The sequence below is a fragment of the Lysobacter sp. M15 genome (assembly GCF_022662515.1).
Lineage (GTDB): Bacteria > Pseudomonadota > Gammaproteobacteria > Xanthomonadales > Xanthomonadaceae > JAKPBU01.
The window spans coordinates 181,176-204,038 of sequence record NZ_JAKPBV010000014.1 but is presented as its reverse complement, the minus strand read 5'-3'; the positions used below and the strand labels follow the sequence as shown (position 1 = coordinate 204,038).

Sequence of the window (22,863 nt, the reverse complement as noted above, 5' to 3'; positions counted from 1 at the left end):
AAACCGCCCGTTGGAGCGGCCTTGGCCGCGAATGCCTTTTCGGCGTTCCTGCATGCAAGCAACAGCATTCGCGGCCAAGGCCGCTCCCACAATGGCAAACGGCCCGGCTTGCGCCGGGCCGCCAGACGGACGGGGTGGGTCGCCTGTCTAGTCTTCCGCGCTCCGGTAGGCCGAATCGAAGCGACCGGCCGCCACCGCGAAGGCCGCACGGGTTACGGTCTTGCCGGGATCGAACCAGGCGTGCAGGGTCGGCTGCAGGTCGAACGGCCCCTGGGTGACGGTGAAGCGCGCGTTGAGCACGCCCTGGTCCAGCGCCTGCTGCACGTAGCCGCGCAGCGCTGGGGCGATCGAACCGGCATCTTCCACCGGGATCCGCTTGCCGTCGTAGAACGCGGTCAGCTCGCCGTCGAAGGCCACGGCCTGGTCCTGCAGGCCCATCGCCTGGACCAACGAATACGCCAGGCTGACCCGCGTCACGCTGTCCAGCGGCCGGAACTGCCCGTTGAGCAGGCCCATCACGCCGGCGTGGTTCTGGCCCAGGTTACGCAGCGGCGCACCGGCGGCGATGGCGGATTCGGCATACGCATAGGCCGGGCTGGTGGTCGCCAGGTCGGCGAAGCTGGCCTGTCCGCTGAAGGGCAGGGACTGGCGCACGCTGCCACCCATCACCAGATACTGCGCCAGCTCGCTGCGCTTGAGCACCTGGTCGGGACGGAACTTCTTGTCGCTGTAGCCATCGACCAGGCGGTTGGAGACGGCGAATTCGATCGCCTGGCGCGCCGGGTGATTGGCCACGTCGTCCATGCCGGTATAGCCGCCGCTGCGCAGCATGCTGATCTCGCCGCTGACCGTACCGGGCAGACCGTAGCCATTGGTGGCATTGAGCGGGTCGACGTCGGTGCCGGACACCGAGCCGATGCCGCGCGCGCTCACCTTCCACACGCCCGGCTTGCCCGGGGCGCCGGTGGTGACGGTGTCGCCGAGCACCGGCAGCGCGATCGCCGAACCGTAGGTGATCCCATCCGGATCGGTCAGGGTCAGGGCCAGCGTGTTCTCGCCGATTACCGCGCGCACCGCGACCCAGGCGATGTCGCTGCCCACAGTGAAGCTCTGCTCGCCGGTGGCACCGACCGGTGAGAAGTCGAACGAGAACGGCTGGGTGCTGCCGGGCAGCAGGAGCGCGTTGGCGTTGAACTCGCGCAGCGCGTTGACGGTGGCGCCCCAGCCCTTGCGCACGTTGGCCGCTTCGGCCACCGCCGCATAGGCATTGATATGGCCGGCCCCGGCTTCCCAGCTCAGGCGCGAGGTCATGTTGGTGGCGGTGCGCTCGATGATGTCCTTGACCTGCGCCGGACTCAGGTGCGGGTTGGCTTCCAGCATCAGGGCCACGATGCCGGCCACGTGCGGAGTGGCCATCGAGGTGCCGCTCATGAAGCTGTAGAAGGGCACGTGCTCGGGTGCGATGCCGTCCACGTCCTGCTGCAACGCCAGCGCGCCCAGCGAGCCGGTGCTGTCGCGGGCGGAGATGATGTCCACACCTGCGGCGACGATGGTCGGCTCGTTGAAGTAGGTCCAGCTGCGGCCGTCGGGCATGGTGAAGCTGCCGCTCTCGCCGCGCTTGCCGCGCGAGGAGAAGCTGGTCAGCACGCCGTCCTTTTCGCCGGCGCCGACCGAGATCACCCAAGGCGCCTGCGCGTACGGGTTGTGGGTGTCCTCGCCCGGGCCGTCGTTGCCGGCGGCGAACACGCTCACGATGCCGCGCTTGTACAGCTCGTAGGTGGCGATGTTGACCGGGTTGAGCGGGTCGAACTTGCCGCTGCTGCCCCAGGAATTGCTGGTGACGCGGATCGGGCTGTCGTAGGTGAACTGGTGGGTGGCCGCGTAATCCAGCCCGCCGACCGCGTCGAGCACCAGGATCACCGCGCCGGAGCCGTAGCCGACCAGGTCCGCGCCCGGCGCCACGCCGCGATACAGGCCGTTGGAGCGCTCGCCGGTGCCGCCGATGGTGCCGGCGCAATGGGTGCCGTGACCGGAGCCCAGGTCGGTATTGGGAATGCCCTCGGCGTAGGTCACCGGCACGATCCCCGGTGCGAATTCCGCAGCCAGCTCGGCCAGGATGTTCTGCGCACCCAGCACGTTCTGCACCAGGTTCTCGCCGAACTTCAGGTCCTCGTGGGTACCGTCCACGCCGGAGTCGTTGACCAGCACGGTGATGCCGCGGCCGCTGTAGGGAATCGCCTGGCCGAAATCGCCCGGATTCTGCACCGTGCGGGCGGCGCCGGAGATCTCACGCGCCTCCTTGTTCATGTAGCGCAGCGGCGCGTTCCAGTAGATCGAGGCCACATCATCGCGCTGCGCCAGGGCGCGGATCTCGGCCGGCGTGGCCAGGGCGCCGGCGATCGGCAGGGTGCGCATGGTCACGCCCTTCTCGATGCCCAGCGACCTGAGCACGTTGACCTGCGATGCCGACACCGGCACCGACTGTTCGTAGCTGACCACGATCTGCAGTTCGTCGGTGGGCAGCGCGGCGGCCATCTTCGAGACCAGCTGGGGGTCGAGCTGGGCGTCGGCCAGGGCCACGCCGCTGGCCAGCAGGCCGGCGGCGAGGGCGGAAATTCGGATCGTGCGGCGCGAGGCCATGGAAGTACCGGCAACGGACATTGCGCATCTCTCCAGTGTGAAAACCCGCAGGCAGCGGGGACCCGGGCATGTTCGACACATGGCCTGGCGGGCACATCGGGGATGACCATCAGGCCGGTCGCGGGAAAACCCCCAGCGACATCACCCGGGGGGGGCGGCGCCGCTCCCGGGCGCCGCCGCCCGGGCGCGCGTTCCCTGGCGCCCGCGGGAGGGGGTCCCGCGGCAAGGGCTTCCAGGCCCCTGCGCCCCGCCGCCGGCTGGGCCGGCCCCGGAGCGCAGGGCCATCGTCGGTGCCCGTCCCCGAGGCCGGTATCCGGGGAAGCCTTCACGCCGGCTGGGCAATTTCCCCTACAGACTGCCCGCGTTAAATGAGATAGCGTTCACGTCATGCCGCCCCGCTGCACGGGTCGGCCCCGGTGCCGTTGCTTCGGCGCCGGCGTTATTCGACTTCCCTCGCACGGCGCAGGACGGCGTCCGCGGCGCGGGCAGGAAGGGGGTCCCATGCACAAGTTCCGCATGCTCACGGGCGCGTTGGCGTTGCTGTTCGCGCTATGCCCGCTGTTCGCAGCTGCGCAGACCCTGCCGGTGCAGGTCAGCGTGTCCGGCGATGTGGCGACGGCGGTGGTGGGCAATCCGGCCAATCCGCTGGCGGATGTCACCCTGAGCTTCGACGAAGTGGCCGGCCTGAGCGCGGCGAGCCTGGGGCTCGAGGCGAAGCTGGTGAGCCTGAACGACACCGCCTTGCTTGCGCGCCTGCCGGACCTGCAGCTCAATCAGATCGACCCGGCGTTCCCACTCCTGCTGACCATCGAGCCGCCGGCGGCAGGTGGATTGCGCTTCCGCACCGTGCGCGTGGAGGTGCATACGCATGCGCTGGCCTACGGCGTGGGCAGTTCGTACCGCCTGTTCAAGGCGCCGCTGGCCGGCGCATTCCAGGACATCACCGACGAGATCGCGCCCGGCAGCGTCCGCGCCCGTGGCACCACCGGCGGATTCTCGCAGTTCCTGGTGCTGACCGACCTGCGCGAGACCGGGGCGATCGTCGCCGACAAGATCGCCGCATTGCGCACCCGCGTCGCGACCCTGCCGACCACGGAACAACAGCCGTTCATTGCGCGGATCAACGACGCCGAATCAGCGATCGCGGTAGGCGACTTCGCCGCTGCGATCGCGGCGGTCGATCAGGTCTCCAGCCGGGCGCTCGCCCGCGCGGGCAACCAGCTGGCCGACGAATGGCGTGCCACCCGCGATGCCGACAACCAGGCCGGCGACCTGGTCGCCGGCGCTGCCACGCTGAAGTTCTCGATCGCCTACTTGCGCGATTTCGGCGACTGAGAGGCGCCGCTTTCCGCGCGGCTCAGGTAGCCGAAGCCCGGTTCGTTCCGAACACCCGGGCGCATTGCGGTGGCGCAGCCCCGCACGACCGCCGGGGCGGCCCTAAGATGCGCCGATGCACGCCTGCCTGACGATCCACCTGCCCGACCGCGCCGCGATCGTGCGCATGCTCGCGCCCGGCGAGACCCTGCGCATCGGGCGGGGCGTGGACTGTGGCCTGCGGATCGATCACCCCTCGATCTCGCGCGCCCACGCGCAGCTGCAGTACCGCGATGGCGCCTGGGAGCTGAGCGAACTGGGCAGCAAGAATGGCAGCTTCGTCGGCGGTCACCGGATTGCGGCGGGTGCGGATCACCTGCTTTCGCATGCGGGCTGGATCCGCCTGGGCGATGTGTACTGCGAGTTCGCGCCGCTTGACGATGCCAGCGCGGCCCGCGCCGAAGCCGGGCGCGCCGCGCGTCGTGCGGCGGCCACGGCGCATACGGCGCGCCTGGACGGCGTGCATGGGCTCGACGAACTGCTCGATGCCAGCTTGCGGGGCGTGCTTGAGCTGGCCCAGTGCGAGCGCGGCTTCGTGCTGCTGCAGGCGGGTGAGGGCTTTGCCGTGCGCGCCAGCCTGGCGCTGGATACGCAGCGGCTGGCCTCGCCGGAATTCTCCGGCAGCGTCGGCGCGGTCCGGCGTGCGCTCGCCACCGGTATCAGCGTGATCGCCAACGATATCGAGGGCGAAGCCTGGCTGTCCTCGCGCGCCTCCGTGGCGGCGGCCGGGCTCAGCGCACTGGTCTGCATTCCGCTGTTCGACGGCGCGCAGCCGCTTGGCGCCATCTACGCCGATCGCATCCGCCCGGGCCCGCCCGTCACCACGCTGGACCAGGAACTGCTCGAAGCCTTCGCGGAGCGCGCCGCCCTGTGGATCGCCGCACGCCGCACCAGCGATCTGCTCGCCGCGCACGTGCCGCCGCCCGGCGCGGCGGCCGACTGGAACAGCATCGTCGCCGCGCACGACGCCGGGGCGCGATGAGCGAGCACGACGCGACTGCGACCGGTGTGCACCTCGCGTCGGACTTCCCGCAAGGGACTGTGCTGGGTGGCCGTTACCGGATCGAATCGATCCTGGGCATCGGCGGCATGGGCGTGGTGTACCGCGCGTTCGATCTTTCGCTGAACGTGCCGGTGGCGCTGAAGCTGCTGCGTCCAGAACTCGCGCACCGCGGAGACGTGCTCGAGCGGTTCCGGCAGGAGCTGTTGCTGGCGCGCCAGGTGTCCAGTCCGCGCGTGGTGCGCATCCACGATCTCGCGCAGCACGACGGCCGCTGGCTGCTCAGCATGGACTTCGTGGAAGGCGAGTCGCTGGACCGGCGCCTCGACCGCGAGGCACCGCTGGAGGTCGAGGCCGCGTTGAAGCTCGCGCGCCAGATCGCAGAAGGCCTGGCGGCGGCGCATGCGAAGGGCGTCGTGCATCGCGACCTCAAGCCCGCCAACATCCTGCTCGACGCGCAGGGCGACGCCTACATCAGCGACTTCGGCGTGGCGCGCTCGCTCGCGACCAGCGGTGCATCGCGCGGCGGCATGACTCAGGGCGGCGCGGTGGTCGGTACCCCCGACTACCTGTCACCCGAGCAGGCGCGCGGCGACGCCGCCGATGCGCGCAGCGACCTGTACGCGCTCGGCCTGATCCTCTACGAGATGCTCACCGGCAAGCTGCCGTTCGAGGGCGGCACCGTGGCCGAAGTGCTGGCGCAGCGCATGCTGCGTGCACCTGCTTCCATCGATACCGCACGCCCGGGGCTGCCGCGCTGGCTGTCGCGCCTGGTCGATCGTCTGCTGCGTCCGCAGCCCGCGCATCGGCTGCAGAGCGCGACCGAGGTCGTGACGGCGATCGACCGGCGCGAACTCGCACGCGATTTCCATCCGGGCAGGCGCGGCTGGATCGCGCTGGCGGCGGTGCTGGTGCTTGCAGCGGGTGCGATCGGATGGTGGCAGTGGCGGGTGCATGTGCCGTCTGCAGCGAGCGTGGTCGCGGCGCGGCCGCTCGAGCGCCTGCTCGTCCTGCCGCTGGACGGCAGCGGCGATCCTGCGCGCGACGCCGCGCTGGGCGCGCACCTGCGCGACGCCCTGGCCGCGCTGCCGGGGATGGCTGTGGTCGATGGCGAACGCAGTCTGCAGGCGGTGCGCCAGCTCGATCCGTCGGGCAATGCCGCGCCGGACTTCGCTGCACTGCGCCGCGCCGCCGCCGCGCAGCGAGTGCTGCAGCCGCGCCTCGTACGTCAGGATGGGCGCTGGATGCTCCAGGCGCGTTTGGTCGGCGATCAGGGCGCAACCACGCAACTCGATGGGCCGCCTGCGAACGCGCCGGAGGCCGCGCTGCGTGCCTGGGCCGCGGCGCCTGCAACCGCGACGGCGCTGGGCCTGAAAGGCAGGCGGATCGCACTGGCTGTGCCGGCACGGTCCCCGGCGCTCGACGCCTATGGGGCGGGCCTGCTTGCGCTGGAGTCGGGACGCCTCGACAGCGCGCTGGATGCGTTCGAATCGGCCACGGCGGCAGATCCGTCGTACGCCCTGGCGTGGCTGGCGCAGTCGCAGACGGCATTGCAGGCCGGTGAACAGGACCGCGCCGCCGACGCGGCGATCCGCGGCCAGAACGCGGCCGCCAACGCGCCGCAGAGCCTGCAGCGCAGGCTGGCGGCGCAGCGCGCGCTGGTCGAAGGCGACGCGCCGGCAGCTGCCGCGCAGTGGCGCACGTTGCTGCAGGCCACGCCCAACGACACCGAGGCCGAGCTCCAGCTCGCGCGGGCACTCGGCAACGGCGGCGATTTCGACGGCGCGGTCCAGGCCTTGCACGCACTCACCCGCCGCGACCCCGAGGATCCGCGCGCCTGGTTCGAACTGGGCAAGCTTTCGATCCTGCAGGGCAACGCGCGCGTTGCTGTGGACGACCATCTCACCCGCGCCCTGGTCGGATTCAAGCGCAGCCGCAACCTGTTCGGCGAAGCGGAAACCGTCAACGCGCTCGGGGTCGGCTATGGCCGGCTCGGCCAGACCGCCGACGCCGCCGAGCAGTACCGCAAGGCGATCGAACTGCGGCGCAGGCTTGGCAACCGTCGCGGGGTGGCGACCAGCCTGCGCAACCTGGCCAACACGCTGTCGCTCACCGGCGATTTCGCGGGCGCAGACCAGGCGCTGCAGGAAGCCCGCACCCTCAACATCGCGCTCGGCGATCGCGAAGGCCATGCCGCGGTGGACAACGAACTGGGCCTGCTCGCCGAGGAGCGCGGCGATTACCCCAGCGCGCTGGCCGCCTTCCGTCGCGCGTTGCAGACCTGGCATCAGGTGGGCGATGCGCACGGCGCCGCCGAGGCGCTGAACAACATCGGCTTCGCCCACTACCAGCTGGGCGACTACGGCGATGCGCAGGTGTACTGGCAGCAGGCCGCCGATGCCTACGCCGCCCTGGGCGAGCAGACCGGGCGGGTACGTACCATGCAGAACCTGGGCCTGCTCGCCACCGCGCGCGGGCGCTGGACCGAGGCCCGGCAGTTGCTGCAGCAGTCGCTGTCCCTCTCGGAACGCCAGCAGATGCTCGAGGAAGCCGCGGTCAGCCGCCGCAACCTGGCCGAACTGGAGCTGTACCAGGGGCACCTGCAGGCGGCGGTCGAACAGGCCGGCAAGGCGGAAGCCAGCTTCCGCCAGCGCGGGGATGTGCGCGGCAGCAGCGATGCCGGCCTGCTGCACGCCGAAGCGCTGCTGGCCGCGCACGCCCACGCGCAGGCGCGTACGGTGCTGGCCGCGCTGGCGGACGACATCGAGGCCGCCTCGGGCGAGCAGAAAGCGATCGCGCAATGGCTGGCGGCGCGGATCGCGATCGATCGCGGCGAACGCGACCAGGCCGAACGCAGCCTGCGCGAAGCGCGGCGCCTGGCCAGCGCCTCGGGCGTGCGCCAATTGCAGCTGCGCATCGCGCTGGCGGACGCGCGCGAAGACCGGGCGAAGCTGGCGGCGCTCGATCGCCCCACGTCCGAGCTTGGACACGCCGGCCTGCGTCTGGAATGGCTGCGCCTGCGCATGCGTCAGACACTGGCGGACAAGGATGCGCGTGGCGCGACGACCGCGTACAACGAAGCCGCCGCCTTGCTGCGCGCCGGCGATGCACAGCCCGCGTATGCCCTGCACACGCTCGGCGCCAGCGCCCGCGCCACTAGCGGCGATGCCGCCGGCGCGGCGGCGGCGAACGCGCGGGCGCAGGAAGCGCTTGCGCGATTCCAGGCGCAGCTTCCGCAGTCGCTGCGTGCCGGCTTCGATCAGGCGATCGCCGCGAACCCCGCGCCGACGGAGCCTTCGCGATGAGCGGTTCGCCCCGATCCGAGGAATTGCCACTGGATGCACTGCGCGCGCAGTATCAGCGTCTGCTGCAACGGCTGGAAGCCAACGAGCGCGAGTTCCGGCGCCTGGGGCGCGCCGTCTGGAACGTGCAGGAGGATGAGCGCCGGCGCCTGGCCCGCGAGTTGCACGACGGGCTCGGCCAGAATCTCACCGCGCTCAAGCATCGCCTCGCGCAGTTGCTCGCGGACCTGCCGGCCGAGGCCGCACCGCTGCGCGAACGCCTGGGCGCTGCAGTCGACCTGTGCGGCGATGCGCTCGAGGACACCCGCCAGCTCTCGCGCCTGCTGCGGCCGCCGATCCTCGACGACCTGGGTCTGGCGCCGGCGCTGCAATGGCTGGCGCGCAGCATCGATGCGAGCGGTCCGATGCGGGTGGTGACCGAGCTCGAACCGCTGCCGCCGCTCGACGGCGAGTTGCAGACGCTGCTGTTCCGCGTCGCCCAGGAAGCGCTGAACAATGCAAGCAAGCATGCCCGGGCCCAGAGCGTACTGCTGCGCCTGGTCGCGCGCGGCGGCGAGCTGCAGCTGCAGGTGATCGACGATGGAATCGGCTGCGATGTCGATCAGGCGCTGCGCGCGGGCGGCAGCGGACTGCCGGGCATGCGCGAACGCCTGCGTCTGTACGGCGGGCGGCTGGAACTGCGTTCGGCGGCCGGGCAGGGCACACGCCTGCGCGCCGTCGTGCCCTTGCCTGCAGGCGACGCCGTGGCTTGACGCCCTGTCGCACGGCGCGCAACGTGTCGCGCATGAAGGGGATCGTGCGCGTGTTGATTGCCGACGACCACACCATGGTGCGCGAGAGCCTGGTCAGCGTGCTGCAGGCCGATGGCGACGTCCAGGTGGTGGCGCAGGCTGCCGACGGCATCGAGGCGATCGAGAAAGCCGAACTCACCCGCCCCGACGTGGTGGTGGCCGATCTGTCCATGCCGCGGCTTGGCGGCGTCGAGGTCGTGCGGCGCCTGCGCGAGAAACTGCCCGGTACCCGCGTGCTGGTGCTGACCATGCACCAGGAAGACGAGTACGTCCTGCAGGCGGTCCGCGCCGGTGCGTCGGGATATCTGGTCAAGGACAGCGCGGCCGCCGAGCTGCTGGCGGCGGTGCGCAGCCTGCACGCTGGTCGCAGCCACTTCGGCCCACAGGCGTCCCGGGCCCTGGCCGAGCAGGTGCAGCATCCCGAGCGCGGCGGAGCCGATCCCTATGGAAGCCTGACCGCGCGCGAGCGCGAGGTGCTGCACCTGATCGCCGAAGGCCTGACCACCAAGGAAATCGCGCGCAAGCTCGACATCAGCGTCAAGACCGCCGAGAACCACCGCGGCCGCGTGCTCGACAAGCTCGACGTGCGCAACACGGCCGAACTGGTCCGCTACGCGCTGCGCAAGGGGCTGCTGGACTGATGCACCCGCGTTTGCGTAGGAGCGACGTCAGTCGCGAGCTTTTCTGTCGAGAGCCTGTGTCTTGCGTGCGTTCCGTGTCTTGCCGCACGGAGCACGTGACTGACGTCGCTCCTACAGGCGCTTGTGCAGTCGCTTCTACGCCCGATCCTGCAAAGGCAGTGACGTGACCCGTCGCGTCGTCCTGCTGCATGGCCTGTGGATGCCGGGCGTGGCGATGCTGTGGCTGGCCGCGCGGCTGAAGGCGCACGGTTTCGCCGCGCAGACCTGCGGTTATCACAGCATCGTCGGCGGACCGGACGCCGCCGCGCCGCGGCTGGCCGCGTTCCTGCGCCGCGCTCCGTGCGATGTGGTCGCGCATAGCCTGGGCGGGCTGGTCGCGCTGGAGACGCTGATCCGCCATCCCGATTTGCCGGTACGACGCCTGGTGTGCCTGGGCACGCCGCTGGCCGGCAGCGGCGCCGCCAGCGGGCTGGCCCGCTGGCCGCTGGCGTCCCTGTGGATGGGTCGTAGTGCCGAGCTGCTGCGCCGCGGCTGCGCGACCTGGCCCGGGACGCTGGAGGTGGGAATGGTCGCCGGGCGCATCCCGCGCGGCCTCGGCGCGCTGGTGGCAGGGTTCGACGAGATCCACGACGGCACCGTTTCGGTCAGCGAGACCCGCGTGCCGGGGCTGGCCGATCATGTCGTGGTGGGTGCCAGCCACAGCGGACTGATGTTTTCCGACGAGGCGGCCGAGCAGGTCGCCGAATTCCTCGAGCACGGCCGGTTCGTCCGGCGGTAGACCGCCTGGAATCCTGTGGGAGCGCGCTCGCGCGCGATCACTTTCGACTTTGGGCCTCGTCTAATGCGGTCGCCAAAGGCAATCGCGTGCAAGCGCGCTCCCACGACCCGGCTACCCCGCCCCCATGCGGAATGCACCCTATAATCCGCCGCTTCGCAGGCACCAGCAGCAGGATTCATGGGACGCGGTCCATCCATCGAGGCGCGCAAGAACGCCGTCGACGCCCAGCGCGGCAAGATCTTCACCAAGGTGATCCGGGAAATCTCGGTCGCGGCCCGCGCCGGCGGCGGCGATCCGGCCGGCAATCCGCGCCTGCGCAGCGCCATCGACAAGGGCCTGGCGGTGAACATGTCCAAGGACGTGATCGAACGCGCGATCAAGAAGGCCACCGGCGAGCTGGAAGGCGTCGAGTACGAGGAGATCCGCTACGAAGGCTATGCGCCCGGCGGCGTGGCCGTGATCGTCGACTGTCTCACCGACAACCGGGTACGCACCGTCGCCGACGTGCGCCACGCCTTCGGCAAGTTCGGCGGCAACCTGGGCACCGAAGGTTCGGTCGCCTTCATGTTCAGGAAGCTGGGCGTGCTGTCGTTCGCGCCCGGCGCGAATGAAGACAAGGTCACCGAAGCCGCGATCGAAGCCGGTGCCGACGACGTGGTGGTGTATCCCGAAGATGGCGCGATCGACGTCGTCACCGCGCCGGAGGCCTTCCAGGACGTGAAGGCGGTGATGGAAGCCGCCGGGCTCAAGCCCGATCTGGCCGAGGTCACCCTGCGCGCCGACAACGACATCGCCGTGGAAGGCGAGACCGCGCAGCAGGTCGTCAGGCTGCTGCGCTGGCTGGAAGACATGGACGACGTGCAGAACGTCTACAGCAATGCCGAGCTTCCCGAAGGCGCTTACGCGTAAGCTGGCCGGATGCAGCGCCTCCGCCGCCTCCTTCGATTACCCGCCACGCACGTCCCGCGCACGGCGGGCGACGAGGTCTTCCGCCGTTGACCCGCATCCTCGGAATCGACCCGGGTTCGCAATGCACGGGCGTGGGCATCATCGATGTGGATACCGCGGGCCGGTCGAGTCACGTCTTCCACGCGCCCCTGGTGCTGTTGGGCGAAGGCGACTTCGCTGCCCGGCTCAAGCGGCTGCTGCAGGGGCTGACCGAAATCATCGAGGCGCACCGGCCCGACGAGGTCGCGATCGAGCGCGTGTTCCTGGCGCGCAACGCCGATTCGGCGCTCAAACTCGGGCATGCTCGCGGCGCGGCGATCTGTGCGGTGGTGCTGCGCGACTTGCCGGTGCACGAGTACGCGGCCAAGGAGATCAAGCTGGCCGTGGTCGGAACCGGCGCCGCCGACAAGCAGCAGATCCAGCACATGGTCGGCCTGATGCTGGGCCTCAAGGGCAAGCTGCAGGCCGATGCCGCCGATGCGCTGGCCGTGGCCATCACCCACGCGCACGTGCGCGCGAGCGCGGCCCGGCTCGGCGTCGACGTGCGCCAGGCGTGGAGCAGGAAGCGATGAGAACGATGAATCCGCAGCCGCTCGCGGCTAGCCGCTTCCAAACCGGGGCAAGGCGTCCATGATCGGCACCCTCAAGGGCATCCTTACCCACAAACAGCCGCCGTGGCTGGTGGTGGACGTGCACGGCGTCGGCTACGAGCTGGAGGCGCCGATGAGCACGTTCTACGACCTGCCGGAGGTCGGGCGCGAAGTCCTGCTGCACACCCATTATGCGCAGCGGGAGGACAGCGTGGCCCTGTACGGCTTTCTCACCCTGCCCGAGCGCCGCCTGTTCCGCGACGTGCAGAAGGTCAGCGGCATCGGCGCGAAGATCGCGCTCGCGGTGTTGTCCGGCGTCAGCGTCGACGCGTTCGCGCAGCTGGTGCAGGCCGGAGACGTGACCGCGCTCACCCGCATTCCCGGCATCGGCAAGAAGACCGCCGAGCGGATGGTGGTGGAGCTGCGCGATCGTGCGGTTGACCTGGTCGGGACCGCCCCCACATCGGGGCCAGGCGAGCGCAGCTACGATCCGCTGTCCGAGGCCACCATCGCCCTGCAGCAGCTCGGCTACAAGCCGGCCGAGGCGCAGCGCATGGCCAAGTTCGCCTTCATCGACGGCGACACCGCCGAAACCATCATCCGAAAGGCGCTACAGTCCGCGCTCCGCTGAGGCGGGCCCGAAGCACCAATGCCATCTCCCTCATCCAAATACGCGAAGGCCCAGCACGGGCACGGCAAGACCGGGTTGCGCGGCCTCGTAATGGGCGCGATCGGCGTCGTCTTTGGCGACATCGGCACCAGCCCCCTGTACACCCTGAAAGAGGCGTTCTCGCCGCATTTCGGGCTTACCGGGGACCACGACACGGTGTTGGGCATCCTGTCGCTGGTGTTCTGGGCATTGATGATCGTGGTCACGCTCAAGTACGTCACGATCATCATGCGTGCCGACAACGAGGGCGAGGGCGGCATCATGGCGCTCATGGCGCTGGCGCAGCGTACGCTCGCCAAGGGTGGGCGGTCGGCCTATGTCGTGGGCATCCTCGGCATCTTCGGCGCTTCGCTGTTCTTCGGCGATGGGGTCATCACCCCGGCAATTTCGGTGCTGGGCGCGGTCGAAGGGCTGGAGGTCGCTGCGCCGCGACTGCATGCCTACATCGTACCCATCACGGTCGCGATTCTGGTCGCGGTGTTTGTCGCGCAGCGCTACGGAACCGAGAAGGTCGGCCGCGTGTTCGGTCCGATCACGCTGCTGTGGTTCCTCTCGATCGCCGCCGTGGGCGTCTACAACGTGGTGGATGCTCCCGAGGTGCTCGCGGCCTTCAATCCGTGGTGGGGCGCAAAATTCTTCATCACCCACGGCTGGCATTCGCTTTTCATCCTGGGGGCCGTGGTGCTGGCGGTGACCGGCGGCGAGGCGTTGTACGCGGACATGGGTCATTTCGGCCCGAAGCCGATCCGGATCGCGTGGGGCACGGTAGTGCTGCCCAGCCTGATGCTGAACTATCTCGGCCAGGGCGCGCTGGTGCTCGAGCACCCGGACGCCGTAAGCAACCCGTTCTACGAGTCGGTGCCGACCTGGGCGCTGTATCCGATGATCGTCCTGGCCACCATGGCCGCGATCATCGCTTCCCAGGCGGTGATCACCGGTGCGTTCTCCGTGGCGCGTCAGGCCATGCAGCTGGGCTACATCCCGCGCATGCAGATCAAGCACACCTCACGCGACACGATTGGCCAGATATACATCCCCTACATCAACTGGCTGCTGATGCTGCTGGTCATCGGGGTGGTGCTGGCATTCCGCAGCTCCACGGCGCTCGCCACGGCGTACGGCATCTCGGTGTCGGCGACGATGCTGATCGATACCTTGCTGCTGGCGTTGGTGGCGTGGTCTCTGTGGCCGCGCTGGCGCAAGTGGGTGCTGCCGCTGTGCGTCGTGTTCTTCATCGTCGATCTGGGCTTTGTGGTGGCCAACGGTGCCAAGTTCTTCCACGGCGCCTGGTTCCCGATCGCGCTGGGCTTGGTGGTCTTCACCATCCTGCGCACCTGGCGCCGTGGGCGCGAGCTGTTGCACGACGAAGTGCGCAAGGAAGGCATCCAGCTCGACACCTTCCTGCCCGGGCTGATGCTCGCGCCGCCAGCGCGGGTACCCGGCACGGCGATCTTCCTCACCGCCGACAAGGGCGTGGTGCCGCACGCGTTGCTGCACAACCTCAAGCACAACAAGGTTCTGCACGAGCGCAATGTATTCCTGACCGTCGAGACGCTGAACGTCCCCTACGCGCCGGCGGACAAGCGGCTCAAGATGGAGGGGATCGGCGACGACTTCTACCGGGTGCTGGTGCGCTACGGCTTCATGGAAACCCCGGATATCCCGCTGGCGTTGATGCGCAGCTGCGACAAGGGCGGCATGTACTTCGACCCGATGGACACCACTTACTTCGCCAGCCGCGAAACCATCGTCGCCGGCGCGCACCGCGGGATGCCGGTATGGCGCGACAGGCTGTTCGCGATCATGCACCGCAATGCCGCACCGGCCACGGGCTTCTTCCGGATTCCCGGAAACAGGCTGGTGGAACTGGGCGCGCAGGTGGAGATCTGACGAAAGATCGTGGGGCGTCCTTCCGTCGTGAGAACATTGCGCGCATGACCGAAGACCGCATCATCGCCGCCGCACCCACCCGCGAGGACGAGGCGGTCGAGGCCAGCATCCGGCCCAGGACCCTGGACGAATATCTCGGCCAGCGGCCCGTGCGCGAGCAGCTGGGCATCTACATCGAAGCCGCCAGGCGGCGTGGCGAGGCGCTCGACCATGTGCTGATCTTCGGGCCGCCCGGTCTGGGCAAGACCACGCTCAGCCATGTGATCGCCAACGAGCTGGGCGTCAACCTGCGGGTCACCTCCGGCCCGGTGATCGAGAAGGCCGGCGACCTGGCGGCGCTGCTGACCAACCTGCAGCCGCACGACGTGCTGTTCGTGGACGAGATCCATCGCCTTTCGCCGGTGGTCGAGGAAGTGCTGTATCCGGCGATGGAGGATTACCAGATCGACATCATGATCGGCGAGGGCCCCGCCGCCCGGTCGATCAAGCTGGATCTGCCCCCGTTTACCCTGATCGGCGCCACCACCCGCGCCGGACTGCTGACCGCGCCGCTGCGCGACCGGTTCGGTATCGTGCAGCGCCTGGAGTTCTATTCGCCCGGCGAGCTCACCAGCATCGTGCGCCGCTCGGCGCGGATCCTGGGCATCGACTGCGATGCCGAAGGCGCCGACGAGATCGCCAAGCGCTCGCGCGGCACCCCGCGTATCGCCAACCGCCTGCTGCGGCGCGCGCGCGATTTCGCCCAGGTGCGCGCCGCCGGGCACATCGATCGCGAGGTCGCGTCGGCCGCCATGCAGATGCTGGCGGTCGACCCTGTCGGCTTCGACGATCTCGATCGGCGCCTGCTGCGGCTGATCATCGACAACTTCGACGGCGGGCCGGTCGGGGTGGAATCGCTGGCCGCCGCGCTCAGCGAGGAGCGCGGCACACTCGAGGACGTGATCGAACCGTATCTGATCCAGCAGGGCTACCTGGTGCGCTCGGCTCGTGGGCGCATGGCGTCGGCCAAGGCCTACCGCCATCTGGGTCTGCCGGTCAAGCCGCGTCCCAACGACATGTTCGCGGAGGATGCAAGTGGCGGTTGAGCCGCGGTTCAGTTGGCCGACACGGGTGTATTGGGAGGATACCGACGCTGGCGGCGTGGTCTACCACGCGCAGTATCTGGCGTTTATGGAACGCGCCCGCACCGAGTGGATGCGCGCATGCGGACATGGCCAGGAACTGCTGCGCGATGCGCATGGTCTGGTGTTCGCCGTGCGCGCGATGCGGATCGACTTCCGCCTGCCGGCGCGGCTGGACGACGAGCTGCAGGTCAGCGTGGCGCTGGTGGAATGCCGCAAGGCGAGTCTGGTGGTGGCGCAGCAAGTGCTGCGCGGCGAAACGTTGTTGCTGGAAGCAGAAGTGCGTGTGGCAGCGCTCGATCCGGCCGGCTTCAAACCCCGGGCGATCCCCGATGCGTTGTACCTGCAACTAAAATCCCTCGAATCGTGAATCCTTTTTGAAAGCGACGGAGTAAACCCGGATGATCCCAATGCCGATGCTGCTGCAGGCCGCGGTCGAACCCCTGCCGGAAGAGGCCGCGGCTGCCACCGATGCGGTCGCGCAGGGCGCCGACGCGGCCACCCATCCCGCGGTCGCCGAGGGCAGTCTCGACCTGCTGCAGCTGTTGCTGCACGCGTCGATCCCGGTGCAGCTGGTGATGCTGCTGCTGCTGTTCGCCTCGGTCGCTTCCTGGGTGATCATCTTCCGCAAGAAGAAGATCCTCGATCGCGCCGAGCGCGAAGCGATCGGCTTCGAGGAGCGTTTCTGGTCGGGGGCGGAGCTGTCCAAGCTGTATGCCGGCGCCACCGAGCGCAACCGGGACGTCGGCGGCATGGAGGCGATCTTCGAGGGCGGCTTCCGCGAGTTCAACCGGATCCGCCAGCGCCGTGGCGTGGATTCGCGGGTCCAGCTCGAAGGCGCGCAGCGCGCGATGCGGGCGACCGCCTCGCGCGAGCTCGACGATCTTGAACACAATCTCGAGTTTCTCGCCAACGTCGGTTCGATCAGTCCCTACGTGGGTCTGTTCGGCACGGTCTGGGGCATCATGATTTCCTTCCAGGGCCTGGCCAACGTCAAGGAGGCGACCATTGCCACCGTGGCGCCGGGCATCTCCGAGGCGCTGATCGCGACCGCGATGGGCCTGTTCGCGGCGATTCCCGCGGTGTGGGCCTACAACCGCTTCGCCACCAAGGTCGACCGCATCGCGACACGCTATGACGCGTTCAGCGAGGAGTTTTCCTCGATCCTGCAGCGGCAAGCGCACATCGACGATTAGGCGAGGAGCAACTCCATGGCACACACCGCCAGCGGTCGTCGCATCCGCAAGCGCAGGCTCAAGGCCGACATCAATGTCGTGCCGTACATCGACGTGATGCTGGTGCTGCTGATCATCTTCATGGTCACCGCGCCGTTGCTCAACCTGGGCGTGGACATCGAACTGCCGCAGTCCAACGCCAAGTCGATCACCGAGAAGAAGGATCCGGTGATCGTCAGCGTGGATGCCGACGGCAACTTCTTCCTGACCCTGCAGGGTGCGAAGAACGAGGCCCTGGCCGCCGACGCGCTGGCTGCCAAGGTCGGCGCCTTCGTACGCAACAACAAGGACGTGCCGGTATTCGTCGCCGGCGATGCCAAGGCCAACTACGAAACCGTGTACGGCGCGATGGTGCTGCTGCAGAACGCCGGCGTGCAGAAGGTCGGCCTGATGAGCCAGCCGAACGAGGCGCCCGCGCAGTGAGGGAAACCCGCGCCGACACCACCCAGGCTTTCGTCTACGCGATCGCACTGCACGTGCTGCTGTTCGCGCTGATGTTCCTGGGCCTGTGGTGGACGCGCACCACGGCGCCGCAGTCCGCGGCCGGCTCGCCGATCGAAGCCGAGCTGATCGATCCGGACGCCCTTTCGGCGCGCATGAAGCGCGCGCTGGCCCAGCGACCCGACCCGATCGCGCCACAGCCCGAACCCGAACCCGAGCCGGTCGCGGAGGATAGCGTCCCGCCGCCGCAGCCGATCCCGGAGCCGCTGCCCGACGAATCGCTGGTGGAGCAGCAGGTCCAGGCCCAGGAACGCGTGCCCGAGCCGGATACCGAGCAGCAGGAGGAAGTGCGCCGTGACGCGATCTCCGCCGAAACCCGGGAGCGTGAGCAGGAAGAAAAGCGCCGCGAGGAGCAGATCGACCTGACCGAACGCGAGCGCCAGCGTGAAGCCGAGGAGCGGCAGCGCCTGGCCCGCCAGCAGGAGCGCGAAGAGAAGCTCAGGCAGATCCGCGCCGAGCGCGCGAAGTTGCAGCGGCAGACCCAGATGGCGGAACAGAAGCTCAAGCAGATCGCCGATCGCCAGGCGATGGCCGCCTCGGAGGCGGCCGCACAGTCCGACGCCGAAGCCAGCGCCACCCCGCCACCGGGCAACAACGGCGTGGACGAAGGCCTGCTGCGGCAGTACATGGCGGCCATCCAGTCCGCGGTCACCAGCAAGTGGACCCGCCCGGACAACATGCCCGGCCTGCCGTGCAAGATGCGCATCGTGCAGCTGCCCGGCGGCGAGGTCATGAGCGTGCAATTCGATGCCAGCTGTCCCTACGACGAGGCCGGCAAGCGTTCGGTCGAGGCGGCGGTGCTCAAGGCCCAGCCGCTGCCCTATGCCGGGTTCGAATCGGTGTTCAACCGGCGGCTCAATTTCACCTTCCGGCCCAATTGAACCCTCCCAGCCTCAGCCAAAGGGGTTCGTTCATCTTTCAGGCCGGCTTAACGGCCAAGCTTTAACACTTCACCGGGCTTAACAGGCCTGGTTCCGATAATCCCGCGTCCACCAATTCCGTTCCGTTTCGAGGATCGCCGATGACCCGACCCCTGCGCTGGCTGACCGCGTTCGTGTTCCTGCTGCTGCCTCTGGCGGCCGTGGCCCAGGAACAGGGGCTGGAGATCGACATCATCGGCGGCAACGCCTCGGCCACCCCGATCGCGGTCGTGCCCTTCGCCGGCAGCGCCGGGGAAACCGACGTCGCTGCGGTGATCCGTGCCGACCTGGACCGCTCCGGCCAGTTCCGCAGCCTGCCCGAGCGGGACATCGTCGAGCGCCCGACGCGCGGCAGCGAGGTCAATTACCCCACCTGGCGCACGCTCAATCAGGATTACCTGTTAGTGGGACGCATCGTCGACGGCGGCGGCGGAAGTTTCCGCACCGAGTACGAACTGTTCGACGTCGCCAAGCAGGAACGCCTGCTCGGTTTCGCCCTGACCGCGCGCAGCAGCGCCATGCGCGACGTGGCCCACCAGATCGCCGACGCGGTGTACGAAAAGATCACCGGCGTGCGCGGTGCGTTCTGGACCCGGGTCGCCTATGTGACTGCCAGCGGCGTGGGCAAGGGATCGCGCTATGCCCTGATGGTGGCCGACGCGGACGGCTGGAATCCGCAGACCGTGGTGCGCTCGAACGAGCCGCTGCTCTCGCCTTCATGGAGCCCGGATGGGCGCAAGCTGGCCTACGTCAGTTTCGAACGTGGCAATTCGTCGATCTTCATCCAGGACATTTCCACCGGTGCACGCGAACTGGTGGCCAGTTTCAGGGGCATCAACGGCGCGCCGAGCTTCTCGCCCGACGGTAGCCGGCTTGCGCTCACGCTCTCGCGCAGCGGCAACCCGGAGATCTACGTGATGAACCTGGGCAGCAAGGCCCTGACCCAGGTCACCAATCAGATGGGCATCGACACCGAGCCCACCTGGAGCGCCGACGGCGGCACGATTTATTTCACCTCCGACCGCGGCGGACGCCCGCAGATCTACCAGGTCTCGGCCGGTGGCGGGGGTGCGACCCGGGTCACCTTCCAGGGCAGTTACAACGCCACTCCGACGGTTTCCTTCGACGGCAAGAAAATCGCCGTCGCCCAGGGCAGCGGCAATACCTACCGGATCGCCATGCTCGACCGCAGCCTGGGATCGCCACGCTGGAGCACGCTCTCGCCCGGGTCCCTGGACGAATCGCCCAGCTTCGCGCCGAACGCAGCGATGCTGCTGTATGCCGCGCGCGAGGGGGGGCGGGGCGTGCTGTACTCGGTCTCGGCCGACGCCCGCGTGCGCCAGCGCCTGGTCCTGGCCAATGGCGATGTGCGCGAACCGTCCTGGGGTCCGTTTCGCAGCCCCCGCTAGCGGTCGTCACGGCCTCCTGTTAAGTTTCACCCCCCGTAGCGCAGTTCCCTACGCTTACGTGCCATCGACGAGGACACAATGAACAAGACTACCCGCGTGCTGATCGCCGCCCTGCTGTGTACCGCAGCGGTCGCGTGTTCCAAGAAGGTCAAGGAAGTGCCTCCCGCCGACACCGGCGCCGGCACCGGTACCGTGACCGATACCGGCCCCACGACTCCGGGCGCCTATGGCCCCGAGGACCTGGACACCGATGCCTGCCTGCGCCAGCGCGTGGTGTACTTCGACCTTGACCAGGACGCGCTGCGTCCGGAATTCCAGGCCGCGATGGCCTGCCACGCCAAGTACCTGCGCGATCGTCCTTCCTCGCGCATGACCCTGGAAGGCAACGCCGACGAGCGCGGCAGCCGCGAGTACAACCTGGGCCTGGGCGAGCGCCGCGGCAACGCCGTGTCCTCCGCGCTGCAGGCCAATGGCGGTTCGGCCGGCCAGATCACCGTGGTCAGCTATGGCGAAGAGCGCCCGACCTGCACCACGTCCGGTGAAGATTGCTGGGCCAAGAACCGCCGCGTCGAGATCGTCTATACGGCCAAGTAAGGCCGGCGATCAGCGCCTGCGAACGACCGCGCCCTGCCGCGGTCTGAATATCGGCGGTGGCTGGCGGGTTTCCGCCGGCGCCGCCGATCTTCTTTGAGCCATCCGTATCACCCCAGGAGTGCCACCCATGAGTTCCGGCATGAACCCTACCCGGGCCTTCGCCCTGGCCGCCGCGATCGCGTCCGCGCTCGCGGTAAGCGCCCCGGCGGCTGCACAACGCGCGAGCCTGGCCGATCGCGTGGTCGCGCTGGAACAGCGCGCCGCGAACAATCAGGGCAACGTGGACCTGCTCAACCAGGTCACCCAGCTCAAGGCCGAGGTCTCGAGCCTGCGCTCGCAGATCGAGGAGCTGCAGCAGGCAAACGAGCAGGCGCAGTCCACCGCGCGTGCCCAGTACCTGGATCTGGATGGGCGGCTGAACCGGCTGGAAGGCGCCGGAGCGCCGGTTTCCCCCGGGGCCGGCTTGCCCGCTGTGCCTGACACCGCGCCGCCATCCGCGACGCCTGGAGCCGTCGCCGCCGCGCCTTCAACCTCCGGCGCAGCGACGCCCGTCGTGGCGGCGGTCGGCGCGGACGAGCGTGCGTCCTACGAAGCCGCCTTCGACGTGCTCAAGGCCGGCCGTTACGACGAATCCGCGCGCCTGTTCCAGCAGTTCCTGCAGCAGCATCCCGACGGCGCCTACGCGCCCAACGCGCGTTATTGGCTCGGCGAAAGCTATTACGTCACCCAGAACTACGAACTGGCACTGGAACAGTTCAAGGCCCTGTACGAGCGCTATCCCACCCACGACAAGGCGCCGGGCGCACTGCTGAAGGTCGGGCTGTCGCAGTACGGGCTGAAGCAGATGGATGCAGCGCGCGAGACGCTGACCCAGGTCACGCAGAAGTATCCGGGCAGCGATGCCGCACGCACCGCGGACGATCGCCTGCGTTCGATCGAGCTCGGCGCACGCTGATCGGGTAAGCAACACGGCCGGCAGGCGGGGCGAGCGCCACCGCGAACCTGACCGGTCTTCCCCGTAGAATTCACCCATGAACGCAGTCGCCTCGCGGGCCGCTGCGGTCGAGGCGACCTCGACCGATCGCCTGCGCATCACCGAGATCTTCCTTTCGCTGCAGGGCGAAGCGCGCGATGCCGGCTGGCCGACCGTGTTCGTGCGCCTGACCGGATGCCCGCTGCGCTGCCAGTATTGCGATACCGCGTATGCCTTCCATGGTGGTGAATGGCGCGGGATCGAGGCGATTCTCGCCGAGGTCGAAGGCCATGGTGTGCGTCATGTCTGCGTCACCGGCGGCGAACCGTTGTCTCAGAAGCGCTGCCTGGCGCTGCTGTCGCGGCTGTGCGATGCCGGTTACGCGGTGTCGCTGGAAACCTCGGGCGCGATCGACATCGGTGACGTCGATCCGCGCGTCTCCCGGGTGGTGGACATCAAGACGCCCGGCTCGGGAGAGGCCGCACGCAACCGCTGGGAAAACCTGGCGCTGCTGACGCCGCGCGATCAGGTCAAGTTCGTCATCTGCAGTCGCACCGATTTCGAATGGGCGCGCGACACCGTCGCCGAACATCAGCTGGACCGGTGCTGCGAAGTGCTTTTTTCCCCCAGCCATGCCCAGGTGTCCGCGCGCGAGCTGGCCGACTGGATCGTGGCTGAGAAGTTGCCGGTGCGCTTCCAGATGCAGCTGCACAAGCAGCTGTGGGGCGAGGAGCCGGGGCGATGACGGCGGCGGCGCGACTCGCGGTGGTGCTCGTGTCCGGCGGCATGGATTCGGCGGTGGTGCTGGCGATCGCGCGCGAACAGGGCTTCGCCGCGCACGCGCTGAGCGTACGTTACGGACAGCGCCACACGTCCGAGCTGGATGCCGCCGCGCGCGTGGCGCGGGCGCTCGGCGCGGCGGCGCACAAGACCGTGCATGTCGACCTCGGCAGCATCGGCGGTTCGGCCCTGACCGACGACGCCATCGATGTGCCGCTGGACCGTCCCGCCGATGCCGCCGGCATTCCCGCTACCTACGTGCCCGCGCGCAATACCATCATGCTGTCGATCGCCCTGGGCTGGGCCGAGGTGCTCGGCGCGACCGACATCTTCTGCGGCGTCAACGCGGTCGACTATTCCGGCTACCCCGATTGCCGACCTGAGTTCATCGACGCATTCCAGCGCCTGGCCAACCTCGCCACCAAGGCCGGCGTGGAAGGCGCGGTCATCCGCGTGCGCGCGCCGCTGTTGCACATGTCCAAGGCCGATATCGTCGCGCGCGGCCTCGAACTGGGGGTGGACTTCGCGCAGACCGTGTCCTGTTACCGCGCCGACGCCGACGGCCGCGCCTGCGGACACTGCGATGCCTGCCGGCTGCGCGCGGAGGGTTTCGACGCCGCCGGGGTACCTGATCCAACTCGCTACGCGGTTTGAACCACGTGCTGTTGGCGCTGCGCCGCCTGAACTGAACGGGCGGCCGACATCG

Annotated in this window: 21 protein-coding genes; 20 read left to right on the top strand and 1 reads right to left on the bottom strand. The window is 69.0% G+C overall.

Annotation, left to right across the window (positions count from 1 at the left end; genetic code table 11):
* Nucleotides 1-147 precede the first annotated feature (147 nt).
* Nucleotides 148-2,661, bottom strand: a complete 2,514-nt coding sequence (locus MC380_RS15075; RefSeq protein WP_242165702.1) for a S8 family serine peptidase — start codon at nt 2,659-2,661, stop codon at nt 148-150.
* Nucleotides 2,662-3,141: 480 nt separating this feature from the next.
* Here MC380_RS15075 and MC380_RS15070 point away from each other — a divergent pair, with 480 nt between their 5' ends.
* The 20 genes from MC380_RS15070 to queC all read left to right on the top strand — a co-directional run bounded on the left by MC380_RS15070 (nt 3,142) and on the right by queC (nt 22,811).
* Nucleotides 3,142-3,975 carry a DUF6689 family protein gene (locus MC380_RS15070; RefSeq protein WP_242165700.1) on the top strand — a complete coding sequence of 278 codons (834 nt, stop codon included), beginning with the start codon at nt 3,142-3,144 and terminating at the stop codon, nt 3,973-3,975.
* Between the two features lie 115 nt (nt 3,976-4,090).
* Nucleotides 4,091-4,996: an FHA domain-containing protein gene (locus tag MC380_RS15065; protein ID WP_242165697.1), complete on the top strand. Its 906-nt coding sequence runs from the start codon at nt 4,091-4,093 to the stop codon at nt 4,994-4,996.
* The gene (locus MC380_RS15060) at nt 4,993-8,319 is read left to right on the top strand and encodes a serine/threonine-protein kinase (protein ID WP_242102829.1); all 3,327 of its coding nucleotides are present in this window, start codon (nt 4,993-4,995) and stop codon (nt 8,317-8,319) included. Before MC380_RS15065 ends, MC380_RS15060 begins: the two co-directional genes overlap by 4 nt.
* Complete coding sequence (locus MC380_RS15055) at nt 8,316-9,068, top strand: sensor histidine kinase (RefSeq protein ID WP_242165696.1); 753 nt, start codon at nt 8,316-8,318, stop codon at nt 9,066-9,068. Before MC380_RS15060 ends, MC380_RS15055 begins: the two co-directional genes overlap by 4 nt.
* A 32-nt stretch (nt 9,069-9,100) precedes the next feature.
* A complete protein-coding gene (locus MC380_RS15050) occupies nt 9,101-9,748 on the top strand; it encodes a response regulator transcription factor (protein WP_242102831.1) in 648 nt (215 codons plus the stop codon).
* A 163-nt stretch (nt 9,749-9,911) separates the two neighbouring features.
* Complete coding sequence (locus MC380_RS15045) at nt 9,912-10,526, top strand: alpha/beta hydrolase (protein WP_242102832.1); 615 nt, start codon at nt 9,912-9,914, stop codon at nt 10,524-10,526.
* 177 nt (nt 10,527-10,703) lie between these two features.
* On the top strand, nt 10,704-11,435 hold the full coding sequence (locus MC380_RS15040) for a YebC/PmpR family DNA-binding transcriptional regulator (protein WP_242102833.1): 732 nt from the start codon (nt 10,704-10,706) through the stop codon (nt 11,433-11,435).
* An 86-nt stretch (nt 11,436-11,521) separates the two neighbouring features.
* The gene (gene ruvC / locus MC380_RS15035; RefSeq protein WP_242102834.1) at nt 11,522-12,046 is read left to right on the top strand and encodes a crossover junction endodeoxyribonuclease RuvC; all 525 of its coding nucleotides are present in this window, start codon (nt 11,522-11,524) and stop codon (nt 12,044-12,046) included.
* Between the two features lie 58 nt (nt 12,047-12,104).
* Nucleotides 12,105-12,695 carry a Holliday junction branch migration protein RuvA gene (gene ruvA, locus MC380_RS15030; protein WP_242102835.1) on the top strand — a complete coding sequence of 197 codons (591 nt, stop codon included), beginning with the start codon at nt 12,105-12,107 and terminating at the stop codon, nt 12,693-12,695.
* A 90-nt stretch (nt 12,696-12,785) separates the two neighbouring features.
* A complete protein-coding gene (locus MC380_RS15025; protein WP_242102992.1) occupies nt 12,786-14,624 on the top strand; it encodes a potassium transporter Kup in 1,839 nt (612 codons plus the stop codon).
* Between the two features lie 44 nt (nt 14,625-14,668).
* Nucleotides 14,669-15,709 (top strand): Holliday junction branch migration DNA helicase RuvB, encoded by a 1,041-nt coding sequence (gene ruvB, locus MC380_RS15020; RefSeq protein ID WP_242165694.1) that lies wholly within the window; start codon nt 14,669-14,671, stop codon nt 15,707-15,709.
* Entirely contained in the window at nt 15,699-16,115 is a 417-nt protein-coding gene (ybgC, locus tag MC380_RS15015; protein WP_242102837.1) for a tol-pal system-associated acyl-CoA thioesterase, read from the top strand. Before ruvB ends, ybgC begins: the two co-directional genes overlap by 11 nt.
* Before the next feature lie 31 nt (nt 16,116-16,146).
* Complete coding sequence (tolQ, locus tag MC380_RS15010) at nt 16,147-16,941, top strand: protein TolQ (RefSeq protein ID WP_242102838.1); 795 nt, start codon at nt 16,147-16,149, stop codon at nt 16,939-16,941.
* A gap of 15 nt (nt 16,942-16,956) precedes the next feature.
* Nucleotides 16,957-17,403 carry a protein TolR gene (gene tolR / locus MC380_RS15005; protein WP_242102839.1) on the top strand — a complete coding sequence of 149 codons (447 nt, stop codon included), beginning with the start codon at nt 16,957-16,959 and terminating at the stop codon, nt 17,401-17,403.
* On the top strand, nt 17,400-18,362 hold the full coding sequence (gene tolA, locus MC380_RS15000; RefSeq protein ID WP_343223588.1) for a cell envelope integrity protein TolA: 963 nt from the start codon (nt 17,400-17,402) through the stop codon (nt 18,360-18,362). Before tolR ends, tolA begins: the two co-directional genes overlap by 4 nt.
* Before the next feature lie 140 nt (nt 18,363-18,502).
* Nucleotides 18,503-19,810: a Tol-Pal system beta propeller repeat protein TolB gene (gene tolB / locus MC380_RS14995; RefSeq protein ID WP_242102840.1), complete on the top strand. Its 1,308-nt coding sequence runs from the start codon at nt 18,503-18,505 to the stop codon at nt 19,808-19,810.
* Nucleotides 19,811-19,888: 78 nt separating this feature from the next.
* Nucleotides 19,889-20,404: a peptidoglycan-associated lipoprotein Pal gene (pal, locus tag MC380_RS14990; protein WP_242102841.1), complete on the top strand. Its 516-nt coding sequence runs from the start codon at nt 19,889-19,891 to the stop codon at nt 20,402-20,404.
* 127 nt (nt 20,405-20,531) lie between these two features.
* Nucleotides 20,532-21,359, top strand: a complete 828-nt coding sequence (gene ybgF, locus MC380_RS14985) for a tol-pal system protein YbgF (RefSeq protein ID WP_242165692.1) — start codon at nt 20,532-20,534, stop codon at nt 21,357-21,359.
* Nucleotides 21,360-21,435: 76 nt separating this feature from the next.
* On the top strand, nt 21,436-22,122 hold the full coding sequence (gene queE, locus MC380_RS14980) for a 7-carboxy-7-deazaguanine synthase QueE (RefSeq protein WP_242165690.1): 687 nt from the start codon (nt 21,436-21,438) through the stop codon (nt 22,120-22,122).
* Nucleotides 22,119-22,811: a 7-cyano-7-deazaguanine synthase QueC gene (gene queC / locus MC380_RS14975; RefSeq protein WP_242165688.1), complete on the top strand. Its 693-nt coding sequence runs from the start codon at nt 22,119-22,121 to the stop codon at nt 22,809-22,811. The genes queE and queC overlap by 4 nt, the downstream gene beginning before the upstream one ends.
* The last annotated feature ends 52 nt before the right edge of the window (nt 22,812-22,863 follow it).

Coding starts and splice junctions, on each gene's coding strand:
- MC380_RS15060 (WP_242102829.1), top strand. CDS start 4,993: ATGAGCGAGCACGACGCGACTGCGACCGGTGTGCACCTCGCGTCGGAC.
- MC380_RS15050 (WP_242102831.1), top strand. CDS start 9,101: ATGAAGGGGATCGTGCGCGTGTTGATTGCCGACGACCACACCATGGTG.
- MC380_RS15055 (WP_242165696.1), top strand. CDS start 8,316: ATGAGCGGTTCGCCCCGATCCGAGGAATTGCCACTGGATGCACTGCGC.
- ruvB (WP_242165694.1), top strand. CDS start 14,669: ATGACCGAAGACCGCATCATCGCCGCCGCACCCACCCGCGAGGACGAG.
- MC380_RS15040 (WP_242102833.1), top strand. CDS start 10,704: ATGGGACGCGGTCCATCCATCGAGGCGCGCAAGAACGCCGTCGACGCC.
- MC380_RS15025 (WP_242102992.1), top strand. CDS start 12,786: ATGGGCGCGATCGGCGTCGTCTTTGGCGACATCGGCACCAGCCCCCTG.
- ruvA (WP_242102835.1), top strand. CDS start 12,105: ATGATCGGCACCCTCAAGGGCATCCTTACCCACAAACAGCCGCCGTGG.
- pal (WP_242102841.1), top strand. CDS start 19,889: ATGAACAAGACTACCCGCGTGCTGATCGCCGCCCTGCTGTGTACCGCA.
- MC380_RS15065 (WP_242165697.1), top strand. CDS start 4,091: ATGCACGCCTGCCTGACGATCCACCTGCCCGACCGCGCCGCGATCGTG.
- tolB (WP_242102840.1), top strand. CDS start 18,503: ATGACCCGACCCCTGCGCTGGCTGACCGCGTTCGTGTTCCTGCTGCTG.
- tolR (WP_242102839.1), top strand. CDS start 16,957: ATGGCACACACCGCCAGCGGTCGTCGCATCCGCAAGCGCAGGCTCAAG.
- ybgF (WP_242165692.1), top strand. CDS start 20,532: ATGAGTTCCGGCATGAACCCTACCCGGGCCTTCGCCCTGGCCGCCGCG.
- tolQ (WP_242102838.1), top strand. CDS start 16,147: ATGATCCCAATGCCGATGCTGCTGCAGGCCGCGGTCGAACCCCTGCCG.
- queC (WP_242165688.1), top strand. CDS start 22,119: ATGACGGCGGCGGCGCGACTCGCGGTGGTGCTCGTGTCCGGCGGCATG.
- queE (WP_242165690.1), top strand. CDS start 21,436: ATGAACGCAGTCGCCTCGCGGGCCGCTGCGGTCGAGGCGACCTCGACC.
- MC380_RS15075 (WP_242165702.1), bottom strand. CDS start 2,661: ATGTCCGTTGCCGGTACTTCCATGGCCTCGCGCCGCACGATCCGAATT.
- MC380_RS15070 (WP_242165700.1), top strand. CDS start 3,142: ATGCACAAGTTCCGCATGCTCACGGGCGCGTTGGCGTTGCTGTTCGCG.